General features: G+C 69.1%; 19 protein-coding genes. 12 read left to right on the forward strand and 7 right to left on the reverse strand.

The genetic code is table 11. From position 1 onward, the window contains the following. Window positions 1-16 precede the first annotated feature (16 nt). Genes LCY71_RS08310 through argF form a run of 4 tightly spaced genes read left to right on the forward strand, consistent with a single transcriptional unit; the run spans window position 17 to window position 3,928 of the window. Entirely contained in the window at window positions 17-853 is an 837-nt protein-coding gene (locus LCY71_RS08310; RefSeq protein ID WP_225332695.1) for an acetylglutamate/acetylaminoadipate kinase, read from the forward strand. Continuing rightward, a complete protein-coding gene (locus tag LCY71_RS08315; RefSeq protein ID WP_225332696.1) occupies window positions 850-1,977 on the forward strand; it encodes an aspartate aminotransferase family protein in 1,128 nt (375 codons plus the stop codon). The genes LCY71_RS08310 and LCY71_RS08315 overlap by 4 nt, the downstream gene beginning before the upstream one ends. After that, on the forward strand, window positions 1,974-3,035 hold the full coding sequence (locus tag LCY71_RS08320; protein ID WP_225332697.1) for a [LysW]-lysine hydrolase: 1,062 nt from the start codon (window positions 1,974-1,976) through the stop codon (window positions 3,033-3,035). Before LCY71_RS08315 ends, LCY71_RS08320 begins: the two co-directional genes overlap by 4 nt. A 2-nt stretch (window positions 3,036-3,037) precedes the next feature. Continuing rightward, window positions 3,038-3,928 carry an ornithine carbamoyltransferase gene (gene argF / locus LCY71_RS08325; protein WP_225332698.1) on the forward strand — a complete coding sequence of 297 codons (891 nt, stop codon included), beginning with the start codon at window positions 3,038-3,040 and terminating at the stop codon, window positions 3,926-3,928. A gap of 227 nt (window positions 3,929-4,155) precedes the next feature. On the opposite strand, the gene LCY71_RS08330 is transcribed toward argF, so the two are convergent. From LCY71_RS08330 to LCY71_RS08340, 3 genes are all read right to left on the reverse strand, one after another. After that, window positions 4,156-4,428, reverse strand: a complete 273-nt coding sequence (locus LCY71_RS08330; RefSeq protein ID WP_225332699.1) for a hypothetical protein — start codon at window positions 4,426-4,428, stop codon at window positions 4,156-4,158. Window positions 4,429-4,504: 76 nt separating this feature from the next. Further along, window positions 4,505-4,855, reverse strand: a complete 351-nt coding sequence (locus LCY71_RS08335; protein WP_225332700.1) for a helix-turn-helix transcriptional regulator — start codon at window positions 4,853-4,855, stop codon at window positions 4,505-4,507. A 106-nt stretch (window positions 4,856-4,961) separates the two neighbouring features. After that, window positions 4,962-5,435 (reverse strand): histidine kinase, encoded by a 474-nt coding sequence (locus LCY71_RS08340; protein ID WP_225332701.1) that lies wholly within the window; start codon window positions 5,433-5,435, stop codon window positions 4,962-4,964. A gap of 170 nt (window positions 5,436-5,605) precedes the next feature. Between LCY71_RS08340 and LCY71_RS08345 the strand changes: the two genes are divergently transcribed. From LCY71_RS08345 to LCY71_RS08355, 3 genes are all read left to right on the forward strand, one after another. Next, the gene (locus tag LCY71_RS08345; RefSeq protein ID WP_225332702.1) at window positions 5,606-5,839 is read left to right on the forward strand and encodes a DUF8001 family protein; all 234 of its coding nucleotides are present in this window, start codon (window positions 5,606-5,608) and stop codon (window positions 5,837-5,839) included. Between the two features lie 67 nt (window positions 5,840-5,906). Beyond that, complete coding sequence (locus LCY71_RS08350) at window positions 5,907-6,284, forward strand: helix-turn-helix domain-containing protein (protein ID WP_225332703.1); 378 nt, start codon at window positions 5,907-5,909, stop codon at window positions 6,282-6,284. 47 nt (window positions 6,285-6,331) lie between these two features. Continuing rightward, window positions 6,332-6,808, forward strand: coding sequence for a phosphopantetheine adenylyltransferase (locus LCY71_RS08355; protein WP_225332704.1), 477 nt, complete (start codon window positions 6,332-6,334; stop codon window positions 6,806-6,808). Here the strand turns inward: LCY71_RS08355 and cgi121 are convergent, their stop codons facing one another. Together cgi121 and LCY71_RS08365 are read right to left on the reverse strand one after the other, a co-directional pair. After that, entirely contained in the window at window positions 6,809-7,357 is a 549-nt protein-coding gene (gene cgi121, locus LCY71_RS08360; RefSeq protein ID WP_225332705.1) for a KEOPS complex subunit Cgi121, read from the reverse strand. It abuts the gene before it with no gap. Beyond that, on the reverse strand, window positions 7,357-9,762 hold the full coding sequence (locus LCY71_RS08365; protein WP_225332706.1) for an ATP-dependent DNA helicase: 2,406 nt from the start codon (window positions 9,760-9,762) through the stop codon (window positions 7,357-7,359). Before LCY71_RS08365 ends, cgi121 begins: the two co-directional genes overlap by 1 nt. 442 nt (window positions 9,763-10,204) lie before the next feature. Here LCY71_RS08365 and LCY71_RS08370 point away from each other — a divergent pair, with 442 nt between their 5' ends. From LCY71_RS08370 to LCY71_RS08385, 5 genes are all read left to right on the forward strand, one after another. Next, window positions 10,205-10,450 (forward strand): ferredoxin, encoded by a 246-nt coding sequence (locus tag LCY71_RS08370; RefSeq protein WP_225332707.1) that lies wholly within the window; start codon window positions 10,205-10,207, stop codon window positions 10,448-10,450. A 168-nt stretch (window positions 10,451-10,618) separates the two neighbouring features. Beyond that, a complete protein-coding gene (locus LCY71_RS08375; RefSeq protein WP_225332708.1) occupies window positions 10,619-12,004 on the forward strand; it encodes an FAD-dependent oxidoreductase in 1,386 nt (461 codons plus the stop codon). A 143-nt stretch (window positions 12,005-12,147) separates the two neighbouring features. Next, window positions 12,148-13,614 (forward strand): MATE family efflux transporter, encoded by a 1,467-nt coding sequence (locus LCY71_RS08380; protein WP_225332709.1) that lies wholly within the window; start codon window positions 12,148-12,150, stop codon window positions 13,612-13,614. Between the two features lie 35 nt (window positions 13,615-13,649). After that, window positions 13,650-13,745: a hypothetical protein gene (locus tag LCY71_RS21820; RefSeq protein WP_444542720.1), complete on the forward strand. Its 96-nt coding sequence runs from the start codon at window positions 13,650-13,652 to the stop codon at window positions 13,743-13,745. Next, entirely contained in the window at window positions 13,745-14,530 is a 786-nt protein-coding gene (locus LCY71_RS08385; protein ID WP_225332710.1) for a DUF7089 family protein, read from the forward strand. The genes LCY71_RS21820 and LCY71_RS08385 overlap by 1 nt, the downstream gene beginning before the upstream one ends. A gap of 579 nt (window positions 14,531-15,109) precedes the next feature. Here LCY71_RS08385 and LCY71_RS08390 read toward each other — a convergent pair. Then, window positions 15,110-15,370 (reverse strand): GNAT family N-acetyltransferase, encoded by a 261-nt coding sequence (locus tag LCY71_RS08390; protein ID WP_225335893.1) that lies wholly within the window; start codon window positions 15,368-15,370, stop codon window positions 15,110-15,112. A 74-nt stretch (window positions 15,371-15,444) separates the two neighbouring features. Then, the gene (locus tag LCY71_RS08395; RefSeq protein WP_225332711.1) at window positions 15,445-15,759 is read right to left on the reverse strand and encodes a GNAT family N-acetyltransferase; all 315 of its coding nucleotides are present in this window, start codon (window positions 15,757-15,759) and stop codon (window positions 15,445-15,447) included.

The following is a 15,759-nucleotide window of genomic DNA, read 5'->3' on the forward strand; positions in this document are numbered from 1 at the left end:
CCGGAGGCTGTCTTCTATGACCACGGTCATCAAAGTTGGTGGCGCCCGCGCCGTCGATCCCGCGGGCGCTCTGTCCGACGTCGCATCGCTGTACGAGGACGGCGAGGACCTCGTCCTCGTCCACGGCGGCTCGACCGCCGTCGACGACACCCTGGAGCGACTGGGGATGGAGCCGGAGTACGTCGAGACGCCGTCGGGCGTCGTCGGACGCTTCACCGACGAGGAGACGATGGAGGTGTTCGAGATGGTCTTCGGCCACCTCAACACCCAGCTCGTCGCCGGCCTCCAGAGCCAGGGCGTCGACGCGGTGGGGCTGAACGGTGTGGACGGGAAGCTCCTGCACGGTCCACGGAAGTCAGCCGTCCGGGTCGTCGAGGACGGCACGAAGAAGATCAGGCGGGGCGACCACAGCGGGACGATCAAGGAGGTCAACGCCGACCTGCTGGAGTCGCTGCTGGACGGCAGCTACGTCCCCGTCGCGAGCCCGCCGATGGCCGGCGCGGACGATGGTGACGTCACTCCCGTCAACACGGACGCCGACCGGACGGCGGCCGCGATCGCCGCGGCGCTGGACGCTCGCCTCGTCCTGCTGACCGACGTCGAGGGCGTCTACGAGGATCCCGACGACCCCGGGACGCTCATCGAGTCCGTCGAGACGCCCGAGGAGTGGCAGGACCTCGAGGACGCCGCCGAGGGCTTCATGGGTCGCAAGGTCATGGCGGCCGAGGAAGCGCTGGACGGCGGGGCGACCGAGGTGGTCGTCGCCGACGCCAACGCCGACGAGCCCGTGCTCGCCGCGCTGGACGGAAGCGGAACGCACGTGTACGCCGATGCCCTGGAGGGTACCCAATGAGCGGCTTCGTCTTCAACGAGAAACCGATCCAGATCGAGCGCGGGGACGGCCCGTGGCTGTACGACACCGACGGCGATGAGTACCTCGACATGGGCGCGTCCTACGCCTGCGTCCCGCTGGGCCACGGCCACGAGGCGGTCGACGGGGCCGCCAAGGAGCAGATTGACAAGCTCACCTACGTACAGGCGTCCTACCCCAACGAGGCCCGGACGCGCCTCTACGAGCGCCTGGCCGACAGCGCGCCCGATCCCATCGACAAGACGTGGCTCTGCAACTCCGGCACGGAGGCCAACGAGGCGGCCCTGAAGTTCGCCCGGTCGGCCACCGGAAACTCGAAGCTGATCGCGACGATGCAGGGCTTCCACGGCCGCACCATGGGGTCGCTGGCGACCACTTGGAAGGACAAGTACAAGAAGCCCTACGAGCCGCTGGCCGGCGACGTGGAGTTCGTCCCCTACGACGACCCCGACGCGATCCGCGAGGCCGTCGACGACGAGACGGCTGGCGTCATCGTCGAACCCGTGCAGGGCGAGGGCGGGATCAACCCCGCCTCGACCGAGTTCCTGCAGGCCGCCCGCGAGGCGACCGAGGACGCCGGTGCGGCGCTGATCTTCGACGAGGTCCAGACCGGCATGGGTCGGACCGGCACGCTGTGGGCCGCCGAGCAGAGCGGCGTGGTGCCCGACGTGATCACCGCGGCGAAGGGGCTGGGCAACGGCTTCCCCGTCGGCGCGACGCTGTGCCGGGAGTGGATCGCCGAGAACTACGGCTCTCACGCCTCGACGTTCTCCGGCGGTCCGGTCATCTCTGCCGCCGCGGACGCCACCGTCTCGACCATCGTCGAGGAGGACGTCCCCGCCCACGCTGCAGAGGTCGGCGAGTACCTCCAGTCGGAACTGGAGGACGCGCTGGGCGACGAGGTCCGCGAGGTCCGCGGCGAGGGCCTGATGGTCGGGATCGAGGTCAAGCGTGGCGCCATGCGCTACCTCAAGCAGCTGGCGATGGACCAGGGCGTGCTGGCGCTGCCCGCCGGTCGGACCGTCGTGCGCCTGCTCCCGCCGCTGACCATCGAGGAGGAGCACGCCGACCACGTGGTCGACGCCGTGGCCGAGGTGATAGGATGAGCCAGGGCGCCGCGGCCACGGTCTCCGACCAGGCGGCCCGCGACCTGCTGGAGGAGACGGTCCGCATCCCCTCCGTCACGCGCGAAGAGGGCGAGGCGGCCGAGCACCTGGTCGACTTTTTCGAGGAACACGGCCGCGAGGCCTGGATCGACGAGGTCGGTAACGTCCGCGCGCCCGCCGACGACGGCGTCCTGCTGACCTCCCACATCGACACCGTGCCGGGCGACATCCCGGTCCGGATCGAGGAGAACGACGAGGGTGAGGCGGAGCTGTGGGGCCGCGGTGCCGTCGACGCGAAGGGGCCGCTGTGCGCCATGGCCGTCGCGGCCGTCCGGACCGGCGCCTCCTTCGTCGGCGTCGTCGGCGAGGAGGTCGACTCCCGCGGCGGGCGCTACCTCGTCGAGGACCGCGACAGCGAGCCCGGCGCCGTCGTCAACGGCGAGCCCTCCGGCTGGGAGGGCATCACGCTGGGCTACCGCGGCCTGCTGGCGGGCACCTACGTCGCCACCTCCGAGTCCGGTCACTCCTCTCGCCCGGAGAACAACGCCATCCAGGACGCCATCGACTGGTGGAGCGCCGTCGACGAGGAGTTCGAGCCCGACGAGTGGATGCCCGTCTTCGAGCGGGTCACCTGCAAGCCCGTCTCGATGGACGGCGGCATCTCCGACGACGGCCTCTCCGTCGAGGCCACTATGGACGTCCAGTTGCGCGTCCCGCCGGAGCACACGACCGAGGAGATCCGCGAGATCGCCGACGGTCACCTGGAGAACGGCACCGTCCACTGGGACGATCAGGTCGAGCCGGTGATGCAGAACCCCCGGACGGAGGTGGCCCGCGCGTTCCGCGCCGCCATCCGTCGGGCCGGCGGCGACCCCAGCCTGCTGCGCAAGACCGGTACGAGCGACATGAACGTCTACGCGCAGGAGTGGGACTGCCCGATGGTCACTTACGGTCCCGGCGACTCCGACCTCGACCACGCGCCCGACGAACACATCGTCCTCGCGGAGTACGACCGCTCGGTCGCGGTCCTCGAGGACGTCACCGAACGCCTGCTGTAACCATGCCCACGCACCTGCTCGACGTCGACGACCTCACGCCCGACGAACTGGCGACCGTCCTCGACCGCGCCGCGACGATCAAGGCCGACGGGGACGACAGCGACCGCCTCGCCGACCAGACGCTCGGCATGATCTTCGAGAAGCCCTCGACGCGGACTCGAATCTCCTTCGAGACGGGCATGACCCAGCTGGGCGGCCACGCCATCTTCCTGGGGCCCGACGACATCCAGCTCGGCCACGGCGAGCCCATCAAGGACACCTCCCGGGCCGTCTCCCGGTACGTCGACTTCCTGATGGCCCGCATGTTCGACCACGGCGACGTGGCGGAACTGGCCGAGTACGCCGACGTGCCCGTCGTCAACGGGCTCACCGACGACGCCCACCCCTGCCAGACGCTGGCCGACCTGCTGACCATCCGCGAGGAGTTCGGCGGGTTCGACGTCGACGTCGCGTGGGTCGGCGACGGCAACAACGTCTGCCAGTCGTTCGTCCTCGGCGCGGCGATGACCGGCATCGACCTCACGGTCGCCACGCCGCCCGACTACGGCGTCGACGGCGAGGTCATCGAGCGCGCCGAGGCGGTGGGCGACGCGCCCGAGACGACCACCGACCCCGAGGCGGCCGTCGCGGACGCCGACGTCGTCTACACCGACGTCTGGGTCAGCATGGGCCAGGAGGACGAGCGCGAGCAGAAGCTCCGGGCCTTCGAGGGGTTCCAGGTCACGCCCGAGTTCCTCGGCGACCGCACGCTGATGCACTGCCTGCCAGCCCACCGCGGCGAGGAGGTCACTGACGCCGCCATCGAGAGCGAGAATGCCGTCGTCTGGCAGCAGGCCGAGAACCGCCTGCACGCCCAGAAAGGATTGCTGGCGTGGCTGGACGAGCAGGAGTGATAGCGTCCGCCGAGCGGAGCGAGGCGGTTCACGTCTCGCGAACGCAGTGAGCGAGAAGCGGCTTTTTCGCCACCGGGAGAGCGAAGCTCTCCCGAGCCCTCCTTCGCTTCGCTCAGGAGGACCACGTTTTTCGACGAGCGGTACCGACCGAAGAGAGGTACCCGAGGAGCAAAAGGTGGATCACGGAGGGGCTGCTGGCGTGGCTAGACGAGCGGGAGTAGCACGGATCACAACTCGACGTCTACGTCTCCCGAGAGGTATTCGACGCTTCGGCGGACGACTCGCCGGGAAAACGCGTCAGTCACACGCCCTTGCGCTCCGGCGACCACATCGTGTTTGACTGTCGCCAGCACCCAGGGCGAACAGTAAGACGTCTCGGTCGGGTCGTTCCCGACGACCCAGTCCTCGTCTCGTAGTTCTACGTTGTTCGGGTGGTCGCTGAGCGTCAGGCCCGCGCAGAGATACTCCTCGCCGGCGTAGGGGAGGGCATCGGCGGCCAATACGAGCCACGGGCGAGGATGGTTGCCGGCGTTGTACGGGTCCGGCGCCCAGAACACGTCGCCGGCTTCGAACCGATCACTGCTCGTCGCGATGCTCTCTCGGATCGACCGCGTGTTCCTGCCAGTCTGCCATCGACGGCATCTCGTCGTCGGCCGCGTGCCCGACGGCGTCGTTGACGCTCCGGTCGTGATCGCTGACCCGCCAGTACTTCCCACGGTGATCTACTCGCCCCCGCTCCCGCAACCGGACGAGCGTCGGTCCGACAGAGCCCGATTTCACTCCGGTCTCGTCGGCGATCTCGCTCTGCGTGAACGCCTTGTCCGGATGTTGACGGAGGAACTCGATGATTCTGTCCGCGTTGGTCCCCGGTGTCGGCCCGTCCCTGTCGTCCCCTAACTCCTCGAATCGATCAGCGCTGATCGGCATGTCTCCCGATTCGTACTAGACTGTATTGGATGTATCGTCGTATCGAATACATCGCCTGTATCACGAGCCTGACGAAGAAAGCTGAAGCAGCGTTGCCTCCCCTTCGTTACCGCAGCGCGGGGTACACCAGCCCCAGCGCCAGGCCGAACACGAGGTGGCCCAGCAGGCTCGTCGTGTCGAAGTTCGGGAGCGCCGGCGCCGCGGGGAACCCGACGGCGCTCAGCCACAGGGGCATCACGACGGCGGCGGCGACGACCCACACGAGGACGCCGTAAGCCAGTCCGAGGCCGGCGCTGCCGGCGTAGCCGTCGGCCCACTTGCCCAGCGCGTCCGTCGAGAGGACGGCGGCGAAGACGACGCCGAACACCGCGCCGTGGACGAGGTGCATCCCGAAGCCGACGGCCGGCGCGGGACCGCTGACGCCGTACATCGCGGGGATCGCCTGTTCGATGACCGGCCCCATCTGCGCGAGCATCGGGATCGCCATGACGGCGCTGGCGACGATGCCGCCGATCGCACCGCTCTGTATCTCCGTAGTGCCGTCGCGCACGGGGACGGCCGTCGTGGTTTCGGATGACATACGAGTGGAAGCTCGGGCGGCGGGAGTGATGGTACTACCTCGGCCGGGTTCGTTCCGCTCACTAACACGATACAGTAAAGTGGATCGGTCGGCAGCTTCGCTCCACTCGGTTACCACTCGACGGAGGGCGACTGCCAACACTGAAGCAGAGGGCGTCGGTATGGCCCGTCATGGACCCGCTCGTCATCGAGGCCGGGGAGCGCGACGCGGAGGAGATCATCGCCGCGCTGGAGTCCGGCCGCCGCGTCGTCGTGCGCACGGAGTTCCTCGACTCCGAGCACGAGGTGACGCTTCGGTACGACGACGGCACGTTCTACTGCGACACGCCGACGCGACTGCACCGCCACCAGGAGCGTGCCGAGATGCTGGAGTGTCTCAGGAAGCAGGGCTACGCCGCCGAGTAGACCGCTCGCGACCGCCCTGGCCGCCGAATCGTTGCCCTTTATCGGCGCCGCTAACCTTGTCGAGGGTATGGACGCCGATCCGTCCCCGGAGCGGTTTCGGGAACTCATGCTCGACGACGAACCCGGGCTCGACGAGGTGATGGCCTGCGTGTTCGGTATCCAGGCCCACGAGGTGCGCACCTACGAGGCGCTACTGGACTACCCCGAGAGCACCGTCGAGGAGCTGGCGTCGGAACTGGATCGGGACCGCTCGAACGTGAATCGATCGCTGACGACGCTGCGGGACAAGGGGCTGGCCTCCCGCCGTCGCCGTCTGCTCGACGGCGGCGGTCACGTCTACCAGTACTCCGCCACGCCGGTCGAGGAGGCCAAGGACCTCATGCACGAGACGCTCGACGAGTGGGCCGCATACGTCCACGAGCGCGTCGACGAGTTCGGGGAGTAGCGAGATTCCGACCGGGGCCTTTTGCCGCGGGCGCGCGAATCGGACACATGCACGTCGCAGTCGCCGGCACGTTCGGCCCCGTCCACGACGGCCACCGGGAACTGTTCAGGACCGCGCTGGAGTGGGGCGACGAGGGCGTCATCGTCGCGGTCACGAGCGACGCGCTCGCCAGGGGCCCGCGCACGCGGCCAGTGCCGTCCATCGACGAGCGGATGCGGCGGGTCCGCGAGGAGATCGAGGTCATCGACGAGTGGGATCGCGAGGTCGAGTTCCGGTCCCTCCACGACGAGCACGGCATCGCGTCCTCGGACCCGGACCTTGACGCGCTGGTCACCTCGCCGGAGACGGCCCACGAGCTGGCCGACATCAACGAGCACCGCCGCGACCGGGGACTCGATCCGATCCGCGGGATCATCGCGCCGTACGTGGTCGCCGAGGACGGCGAGCGAATCTCCTCGACCCGGATCGTCGCCGGCGAGATCGACGAGCACGGGACCGTGCTGGACGAGGGCGAGAGCGTGTAGCTACTTCTCCACCGTCAGCAGCGCCACGCGCTCCCGGACCAGGTCGGCGAGGTCGCCGTCCGTGGCCTCGAGTTCCCGCTCGGAGACGTCGAAGAAGTCCAGCACCGTCGCGCGGTCGTAGTCGCCGAGCGTGTCGGCGGAGGTGAGGAGGCCGGCCACGGCCTCGGCCGCGGCGGTCTCGTCTCCCTCGCCGTCGTAGTCGTGCACGACGGCGACCACCGGCGTCTCGCCCTCGCCGACGCCCATCTCGAGGGCGCGGTTGATCTGGCGGCGACCAGCGGCGTACAGCAGGATCTCGACGGCGCGGTCGCGGGCGATGGCGTCCTCGCGCTCGAAGGCGCGGTCGGCGAGTTCGACGGCTCGCTCGAGGTGCGCGCGGTCGACGACGTAGCGGGCGTCGAACGCCTGCACCGCGACGCCGTGCTCGTCGCCGATCTCGCCGAGCCGTTCGACGAAGGCGTCGACGTCCTCGTGAGCCTGCGAACGAGGGCTCGTCGAACTGTGTTCGACGGCGTCCCCGACGTCGGCGATCCCCTCGACGACCTCCATCAGAAGTCACCCAGGCTGGACTGGTCGTCGTTCTCGGCGGCCGCTTCGACCGCGCCGTCGGTGCCGTCGTCTCGGTCGCCGGTCCCGCCGCTCCCGTCGCCGCCGACGTCCTCGGCCGGTTCCACGCCCTCCATCGAGGGGTCGCGGTGGCCGGCGTTCTCCAGGACGTTCTCGGCGGTCTTCTCCCGCCCCCTGAGGGCGGCGAGGACGACGGACTTGTCGGCGTCCCGGAGGTCCGCGCGGGTCTCGATGCCGGCGTCGAACAGCCGGCGGGCGCGCTTGCGGCCGACGCCGCGGACGCCCGCGAGGTCGACCAGTTCCTCCCGGACGCCGTGCTCGACGCGGGTGCGGGCCCTGCGGACCGCCGGTGCGGTTTCGAGGCCGAGTTCGCTGGCCAGCGACTCCGCCGCGCCGAGCAGCCACTCGGCGGTCTCGACCTTGCCGCGGATGTCGCCCGGCCCGACGCCGTAGCGCTCGGTGATGGCGTCCTCGTCGACCTCGCCGGCCCAGTCCTCCAGCAGGCGGGCGGTCTTCAGCGCCGAGAGCCAGTCCTCCCAGCGGCTGTCCTCGTACTCGGAGGGCATCGGTCCGAGGAACTCCGCCTCGCGCTCGTAGGCCTCCTCCTCGTAGCGCTCGCGGTCGCCCGATCGGAGGTACAGCTCGTACATGTCCGGCGTGCGGCAGACGAGGTGGTAGAGGCCCAGCGCCGTGGGCTCGGGGACCGGTTCGTCGGTGTCGCCCTCGTCGCCTTCACCGTCCGCGAGGTCGCTGGCGGTGGTGAACCCCTCGGGCTCGGCGGCCGGCTGGCCGCTCCCGTCCTCCTGGTCCGTGGCCGCGTGCTTTTCCCAGTGCCTGAGCCCGTCCACGATCTCCGCGGCGCTCATCGGGTCGAGGTACAGGCGCGAGACGGTGTGGCCCAGCGAGGTGGCCGACAGTTCGTCGCCGTCGCGCTCGAGGAAGTCGTTCCGTTGCAGGTACCCCAGCACCTCGTCGACGACCCGCTCCAGCCGGCCGCTCTCGGTCGTCTGGAAGGCGTACAGCGTCCGCTCGAGGAACTCCAGCAGCCCCTCCCGCGAGCGTGCGAACCCGCTGGCGACGGTGGCGAGCAGGTGCGTCCGCAGCGCGGGCTCGGCGGCGAGCTTCGATCGGACCGGCTCGGGGTCGGCCCAGACGTACCGCTCGAACAGCTCGTCCAGTTCGTCGTGGCTGGAGGCGATCAGCACGGCCTCGCCGTAGGGGTCGAGCCCGGGCCGACCGGCGCGCCCCATCATCTGGTGGACCTCCAGCACGGACAGCGGCGTCATGCCGCCGGCGCTGCCGTCGTAGCGCCGCCAGTCGCGGACCACGACGCGGCGGGCGGGCGTGTTGACCCCCGCCGCGAGCGTGGGCGTCGCGCTGACGACCTTGATGAGGCGGTCGCGGAAGGCGTCCTCGACGAGTTCGCGGTGGTTGGGGTCGAGACCAGCGTGGTGAAACGCGGCACCGCACTCGACCGCCTCCGCGAGGTCGTCGCTCGTCTCCGTGTCGCTGACGTCCCGTATCTCGTCGGCGATCTCGGCGAGCTGGGATTCCTCCTCGTCGGTCAAATGCTTGCGCGTCGTCTGGGCCAGCCGTCGGGCCGCGGCCTCGGCGTTCCGCCGGGAGTTGACGAACACGAGCGTCGACCCGCCGGCCTGTAGCGTGTCGCGGACGACCGCGGCGGTCGGCTTCTCGTCGTTGCGGACGGGCAACTCGGACTGATTCCCGTCCTCCAGGTGCAGCGCCTGTCCGTAGTGGACGCCCTTCTGGAGCTCGATCGGCCGCCAGTCCGAGTCGACCAGTTCGGCGTCGAGCCACCCCGCAAGCTCGTCGGCGTTGCCGATGGTCGCGGAGAGGGCCACCGTCTGGAGGTCCGGGTTGATCCGCCGGAGCTTGGCCAGCGTGACCTCGAGCGTCGGCCCGCGCTCGCCGTCGTCGACGAGGTGGACCTCGTCGGCGACGACGCAGGCGAGGTCCTCCAGCCACGGCGCGTCGTTGCGGACCAGCGAGTCGACTTTCTCGCTGGTGGCGACGACGACGTCCTTCGACGCGAGCCAGCCCCCGTCTGACTCGTAGTTGCCCGTCGAGACGCCGACGTCGAGCCCGTACTGCTCGAACTGCTCGAACTCCGCCTGCTTCTCGCTGGCCAGCGCGCGCAGCGGGACGATGTAGAGGGCCTTCCCGCCGTTCTCGATTGCAGACAACATGGCCAGTTCGGCGATGAGGGTCTTTCCGCTGGCCGTGGGGATGCTCGCAACCAGGTTCTCGCCCCGCGTGACGCCGGCCTCGACGGCCTCGCCCTGCGGGGGGTACAGTTCCTCGATGCCCTGGTCGCGCAAGTGGTCCGGCAACCAGTCGGGCACGCCCTGCAAGTCCGCGACGTCCATTACGCGCCCCTTTGCTCCTCCCGCCGTTTAAACTGTCGCCAGGCGTCGGAGGTGGTAGTGGCCCTCGCAGAATCGCCGTACAGGGCCAGAACGGCCAGAAAGCCCCCGCCCGCTCGACGGCTGTGACTCGCTGTGCTCCTCGCTTCGCTGCGGTGCTTGCTTCGTCTCGCTCGTCGAGCGGGCGGCCCCTTTCAGTCCCGCCCGTTCGGCTTTCCAGGTTGGGCGGGACTGAAAGGGGCGACCGGTTCGACGAAGGCGGCTGACGCAAGGACCGCAGCCGACCGGAGGGAGGCGAGGACCGCAGCGAGTCCCCCGAGTCGAATCGGTCGGGGCTTTCTGGCTGTTCATGGCGGTCGCAGTTGCGGTTCCAGCGACAGTTGATCCAGTGTCTATCGCCCCTAGTCCCGGAACCATAAGGAGGGCACCCGACCAAGCCCCGGATATGAAGATCGAGTACGATCGGGACACGTGCATCGGGATGTTCCAGTGCGTCGCGGAGTGGGACGCCTTCGAGAAGGACGAGGACGCGGGCAAGGCGGTCCTGGCCGACAGCGAGGAGCAAGTGGAGGACGTCTTCGTCCGGGAGGTACCTGAGGACGCGGAACTGGACGCGAAGTTCGCGGCGCGGGCCTGTCCGGTCGAGGCGATCACCGTCTACGACGACGACGGCGAGCAACTGGTGCCCTGAGAAGCGGGCGAGCGGACGCGAGACCGCCGCTGACGCCCCGTATTCGAAACGCTCTTCCCCGGATAGACCTATTGCTGTCGTGACGGATACTGGGATAGTTCCGATTAAGTAGCTCAGGTAGTCAGGTATACCTGAGTCGACTGCGACACACTCACAACCACACTATCTATGGTTAACGAATACGACCTCGTCATCGTCGGCGGAGGCATCAGCGGCGCGTCGCTCCTGTACACGGTCGCGAAGTTCACGGACGTCGAGAGCGTCGCGCTGGTGGAGAAAGAGGAGGAGATTGCGGCGATCAACTCCCATCACACGAACAACTCCCAGACGCTGCACTTCGGGGACATCGAGACCAACTACACCCTGGAGAAGGCCGAGGAGGTCAAGGAAGGCGCCGAGATGCTGGCGGGGTACTTAGAGGACGTCGACCCCGACCGCGAGATGCACAGCAAGCGCTCGAAGATGGTGCTCGCGGTCGGCGAGGAGGAGGTCGCCGAACTCGAGGAGCGCTACTACGAGGAGGGCTTCGGCGACCTGTTCCCGAAGCTCGAACCGATCGGTCGGGAGGAGATCGCCGAGATCGAGCCCAAGGTCGTCGAGGGCCGCGAGCCCGGCGTCGAGATGATGGCCCTGCAGACGACGGACGGCTACGTCGTCGACTACGGTATGGTCTCGAACTCGCTGGTCGAGGCCGCGAAGGAGGAGGAGGACAGCGTCGACGTCTACACCGGCACCGAGGTCCACACGATCAGGGAGACGCCCGAGGGCTTCACCTTCGACACGGACGCCGGCCTGTTCGAGTCCGACGCCGCCGTGGTCGCCGCGGGCTCGCACAGCCTCCAGATCGCCCAGGAGATGGGCTACGGCGAGGACCTGTCGCTGCTGCCCGTCGCGGGGAGCTTCTTCCTGGCCGACGACTTCCTGAACGGCAAGGTCTACACCCTCCAGATGAAGAAGCTGCCCTTCGCGGCGGTCCACGGCGACGCCGACGTCCACGACGGGTCGATCACCCGGTTCGGGCCGACGGCGAAGGTCGTTCCGACGCTGGAGCGGGGCCGGTTCGAGACGATCTCGGACTTCACGGACGTGTTCGGGTTCAACCTGGACTCGTTCCTCAGCTACGCCAACATCCTCGCCGACCGGATCCTGCTGCCCTACGTTGTCCGGAACCTGGTCTACGACCTGCCGGAGGTCGGCAAGCGCGCGTTCCTGCCGAACGTCCAGAAGGTCGTCCCGACGGCGGACGTCGACGACATCGAGCGCGCGAAGGGCTACGGCGGCGTCCGGCCCCAGATCGTCGACACCAGCGAGAAGTCCCTGGACATGGGCGAGGCCAAGCTCACCGGCGACGGCGTCATCTTCAACATCACGCCCTCGCCGGGCGCCTCGACCTGCCTGAAGAACGCCATGCGGGACACCCACGAGGTCGTGGAATACCTCGAGGACTACGAGTTCGACGAGGCGGCCTTCCGCGAGGCCACTATCGACAACTTCCCGCGCGGCGACGCGGACGACGCCGGCGAGGCCGAACCCGCGCCCGCGCAGGACGACTGATCGCCGGCTGTACCCCGTTCGAACACCCCTTCGTTTCAACTGGAACTTCGAACAGGTAGCGGTTCGAACAGCCGCTCTGGTGGTCGCGCGTTCGTCTACCGTCGCCGAAAGTGACAGGTACCGGGGGGCCGCAGGACCGCTAGATGCTGGGCGAGTGGCCGCGCCGGATCATCGAGGGGTTCCCCGCGCTGCTGGCGCGGCTGGGGCTGGTCGACCGGGCGAAGGCGACGGACGCGCTGGACCTGGCGGCGCCCGTGATGGTGACCGGCGCCCTGCGGATTCTGCTGCGCATCGCCGACTTCGCGATGGTCGGGCTGGCGCTGGGCGACGACGCCGCCATCGCCGGCCTCGAGTTCGGCTTCCAGTACTACTTTCTGGGCTTCGGTCTGTCGCTGGCGGTCACCTCGGGGACGATCAGTGTCGTCTCGCGGCTGCAGGGCGCGGGCGAGCCCGGGCGGGCGAACCTCGCGGTCAAGCAGTCGCTGTGGATCGCGTTGCTCGTCTCGCTGCCGCTGACGGCGCTGTCGTGGGTCTACGCCGAGCCGATGGTCGCGCTGTTGACGAACGACGACGCGGTCGTCGACTTCGGCGCGACGTACCTCTCGATCGTGATGCTCGCGCTGACGCCGCGGTTCTGGAGCATGATCGCCGCCCGGGCGCTGGCGGGCAGCGCGGACACCCGAACCCCCATGTACGTCCGCCTGATCACGCTGCCGACCAACGTCGCCCTCAACGCGGTGCTGATCTTCGGACTCGGACCGTTTCCGCGACTGGGCATCGCCGGCGCGGCCATCGGGACGGTCGTCGCCAACGCCCTGGCGGCGGCCGTCTTCTTCGGCCTGCTCGTCTCGGGCCGGTACGCCGTCACGTTGTCCCTGCGCGGCCGCCAGGTCGACTTCGACCTGCTGACCGAGATCGTCCGAGTCGCGCTGCCGCTGGCGGGGATGCGCCTGCTGCAGACGTTCGGTCGGTTCCCCTTCCTGTTCGTGCTGGGAATCCTCGGGACGCCGGTGGTTGCCGCGTTCGCCATCGGTCGGCGGGTCATGCTGCTGGCGCTGATGCCCGCCTGGGGGTACTCGACGGCGGCGAGCACGCTCGTCGGCCAGCACGTCGGCGCCGGCGAGGCCGACGACGCGGGCGCCTACGGCTGGCAGACGCTGCGGATCGCGCTCGTGACGCAGCTGCTGATCGCCGCCGTACTCGTGGTCTTCGCCCGACCGATCGCCGCGCTGTTCGGCACCGAGTACCCCGGCCTCGCAGTCGAGTTCATCCGCGTCTTCGCGCTCGCGGTGGCCGGCTTCTCGATCTCACGGACGATGCGCGGGAGCCTGCGGGGCGCCGGCGACACGCGCTGGCCGCTGTACGGTTCTCTCCTCGGCGCCTACTGCTACCGCATCCCCGTCGCCTTCCTCGCGCTTCCGGCGAGCGCCGTCGTGACCGTCCCCCTCGTCGGCGTCTCGCTGACGCCCGGATTAGGGTGGGGCCTGCCCGCGATCTTCGCGGCCATCGTCGGCGACTACTACCTCAAGGCCGCGGTCAACACCGGCCGCTTCTGGACCGGCGGCTGGCGAGCGGTCGCCCGGGCGTCCGGAGTCGGCGCCGACGACTGAGAACTTTTAATGTGCGACACCGCTCATCCCCGTCCATGAGCAAGGCCACCAAGATCGTGCTCGGGACGCTCGGCGTGTCGGCGGTGCTCGCGGTCGCACTCGTCGCCAACCTGATCCTCACCGCGGTCTGATGTTCGAGGAGCGGGCCCTCGACGGCGAGGTCGACAGCGTCCGCGACCGCCACGCGCCCGACGCCGTGGTACTCGACTGCCAGCGGGACTTCGAGACGCTGGACCCCGCCGTCGCCGAGGACCTCCTCCTGCTGACCGAGGGCCTCGACCCGCTCTCGTACCCCGACGAGTGGGTCCCGGCCGACGCGCCCGACGAGCTGCACCGCTTCGCCGGGTCGGACTTCACGATCGGCATGCCCGGCGACGGCGGCGTCGCCTGGACCCGCCAGACCGACCCCGCCGTCGTCCTCGTCAAGCCGCGACTGGCGGGGTCGCCCGACGACTTCGTCGACTTCCTGCTCGCCGAGGCGCTCGTCCAAGTCGGACTGGACCTTCCCGAACACTTCCTGGGCTTCTTCGAGGACCGCTATCCCGACTTCTCACGCGCCGTCGCCGGCCGCCTGGATCCGGCCGGGACGTATCAACTGGCCGCCGCCGCCTTCGACGCCTACGTCGGCCTGCACAGCCGCGAGGTCTTCGCCGACTGGGACGGCGACCTGCCCCGCCTGTTCGACGCCTGGCACGACGCCGGCGAACGTCTCGAACCTCGGCTCGGCGACCTCTCCGAGGAAATCGCGCTCGGACGGACCGAGTTCTCCGCCGCCGCGGAACTGGCCTGTTCGGCCGTCAAGCACGCCCTCGAACCGCCCGCCCCCTTCGCCGCGCTGGATACCAGCGCGTACCGGGAGTACGGCGCCGAGTACGCCGTCCGGTGGGCCGAGAAGACGCTGCAGGAGTCGGACTAGGGATGCATAGCGGCTCGTTCTTCTGAATCAGTGGCAACGCCCAGAAAGCCCTCGGGCCGCGCGAGCCACGCTGCGCGCTTCGCTCACTGCGTTCGCTGTAGTGCTTACGGGCTCGTGCTTCCCCGACCGGCTCTCGCCCTTTCATCCGCCGAAAGACTCGCTTCGCTCGTCTTTCGAGCCCTGTGCTCGAAAATCGAAGATTTTCGGCATGACGAGAGAGCGAAGCTCTCTCGAACCACCTCGCTCCGCTCGGCAGGACGCCAGGTCGCAACCGCAGCCCTGCCCTTCCCCGGTCGCGGCACGGAGGCCGCTCCCGGCCGCGGTACGGTAGGAAGCGTGTCGCGCCGCTAGGCGCGACCGGGGAGGAGTGGTGGTCTCATTCGCTCGCGCCCTCGTGGCGCGAGCAATTCCCTGGCGGATGAAAGGGCGAGGCCCGCTCGCGGTCGCTGGGCGACATATCCTCGCTACGCTCGGATAGGGGTCGCCCAGCGACCGCGAGCGGGCCGAGGGCTTTCTGGGTGTTTGCGATGCTCACGTCGACTGCAGAGAGCGGGCCGAGGGCTGTCTGGCCGTCAGCAGTCATTCCGGTGGTTCCTCTCGCCATTCGTCCGCCAGCAAGCCAAAGAGGACGGCGTCGACGCGCTCGCCTTCCACTTTGTAGTGCCGGCGCAGGCGGCCCTCGCGCTGGAAGCCCACCTTCTCGAGGACGCGCATCGAAGCGTCGTTACCGTCGAACACTCGCGCGAGGAGCTTCTCCAGCTGTCGATCGAGGAAGGCCCACTCACAGAGGAGGTCGACGGCCTCGGTGGCGTAGCCCTGGCCGCGCTCCTCGGCGGCGATCTAGTAGCCGATCTCGCCGTTGCCGGCGACGTCGTTCACGTTCGGAAGACGACTTTGTCGTCTTCCGCAGCCCATCAGAACGCCGAAGGCGTTCTGAGGACGTCGAACGCCCAGGCGAAGCCGACGGGCTCGTCGTCCCGACAGATCCGGGTCCCGAAGTCGAAGGTCTCGTCGTCGGACTCGCTCAGCTCGGCCTCCGTGATCGGGTCGTGGCTGTGCGCGTACCGGCGGACCGTCGGCCGGTTCCAGTGTTCGGCGAGGAAGGAGTGATCGTCTTCGGTGACGGTACGCAGGGTCACGCGGTCGCTGCTGCGGAAGGCGTGGCCGGGCATGGGTTCGAGTGCAGCGACCAGCAGGAAAACGGTTGCCGTCGCGTGCGAACCGTCCAC

Origin of the sequence: Halomicrobium urmianum (assembly GCF_020217425.1) — an archaeon.
GTDB lineage: Archaea > Halobacteriota > Halobacteria > Halobacteriales > Haloarculaceae > Halomicrobium > Halomicrobium urmianum.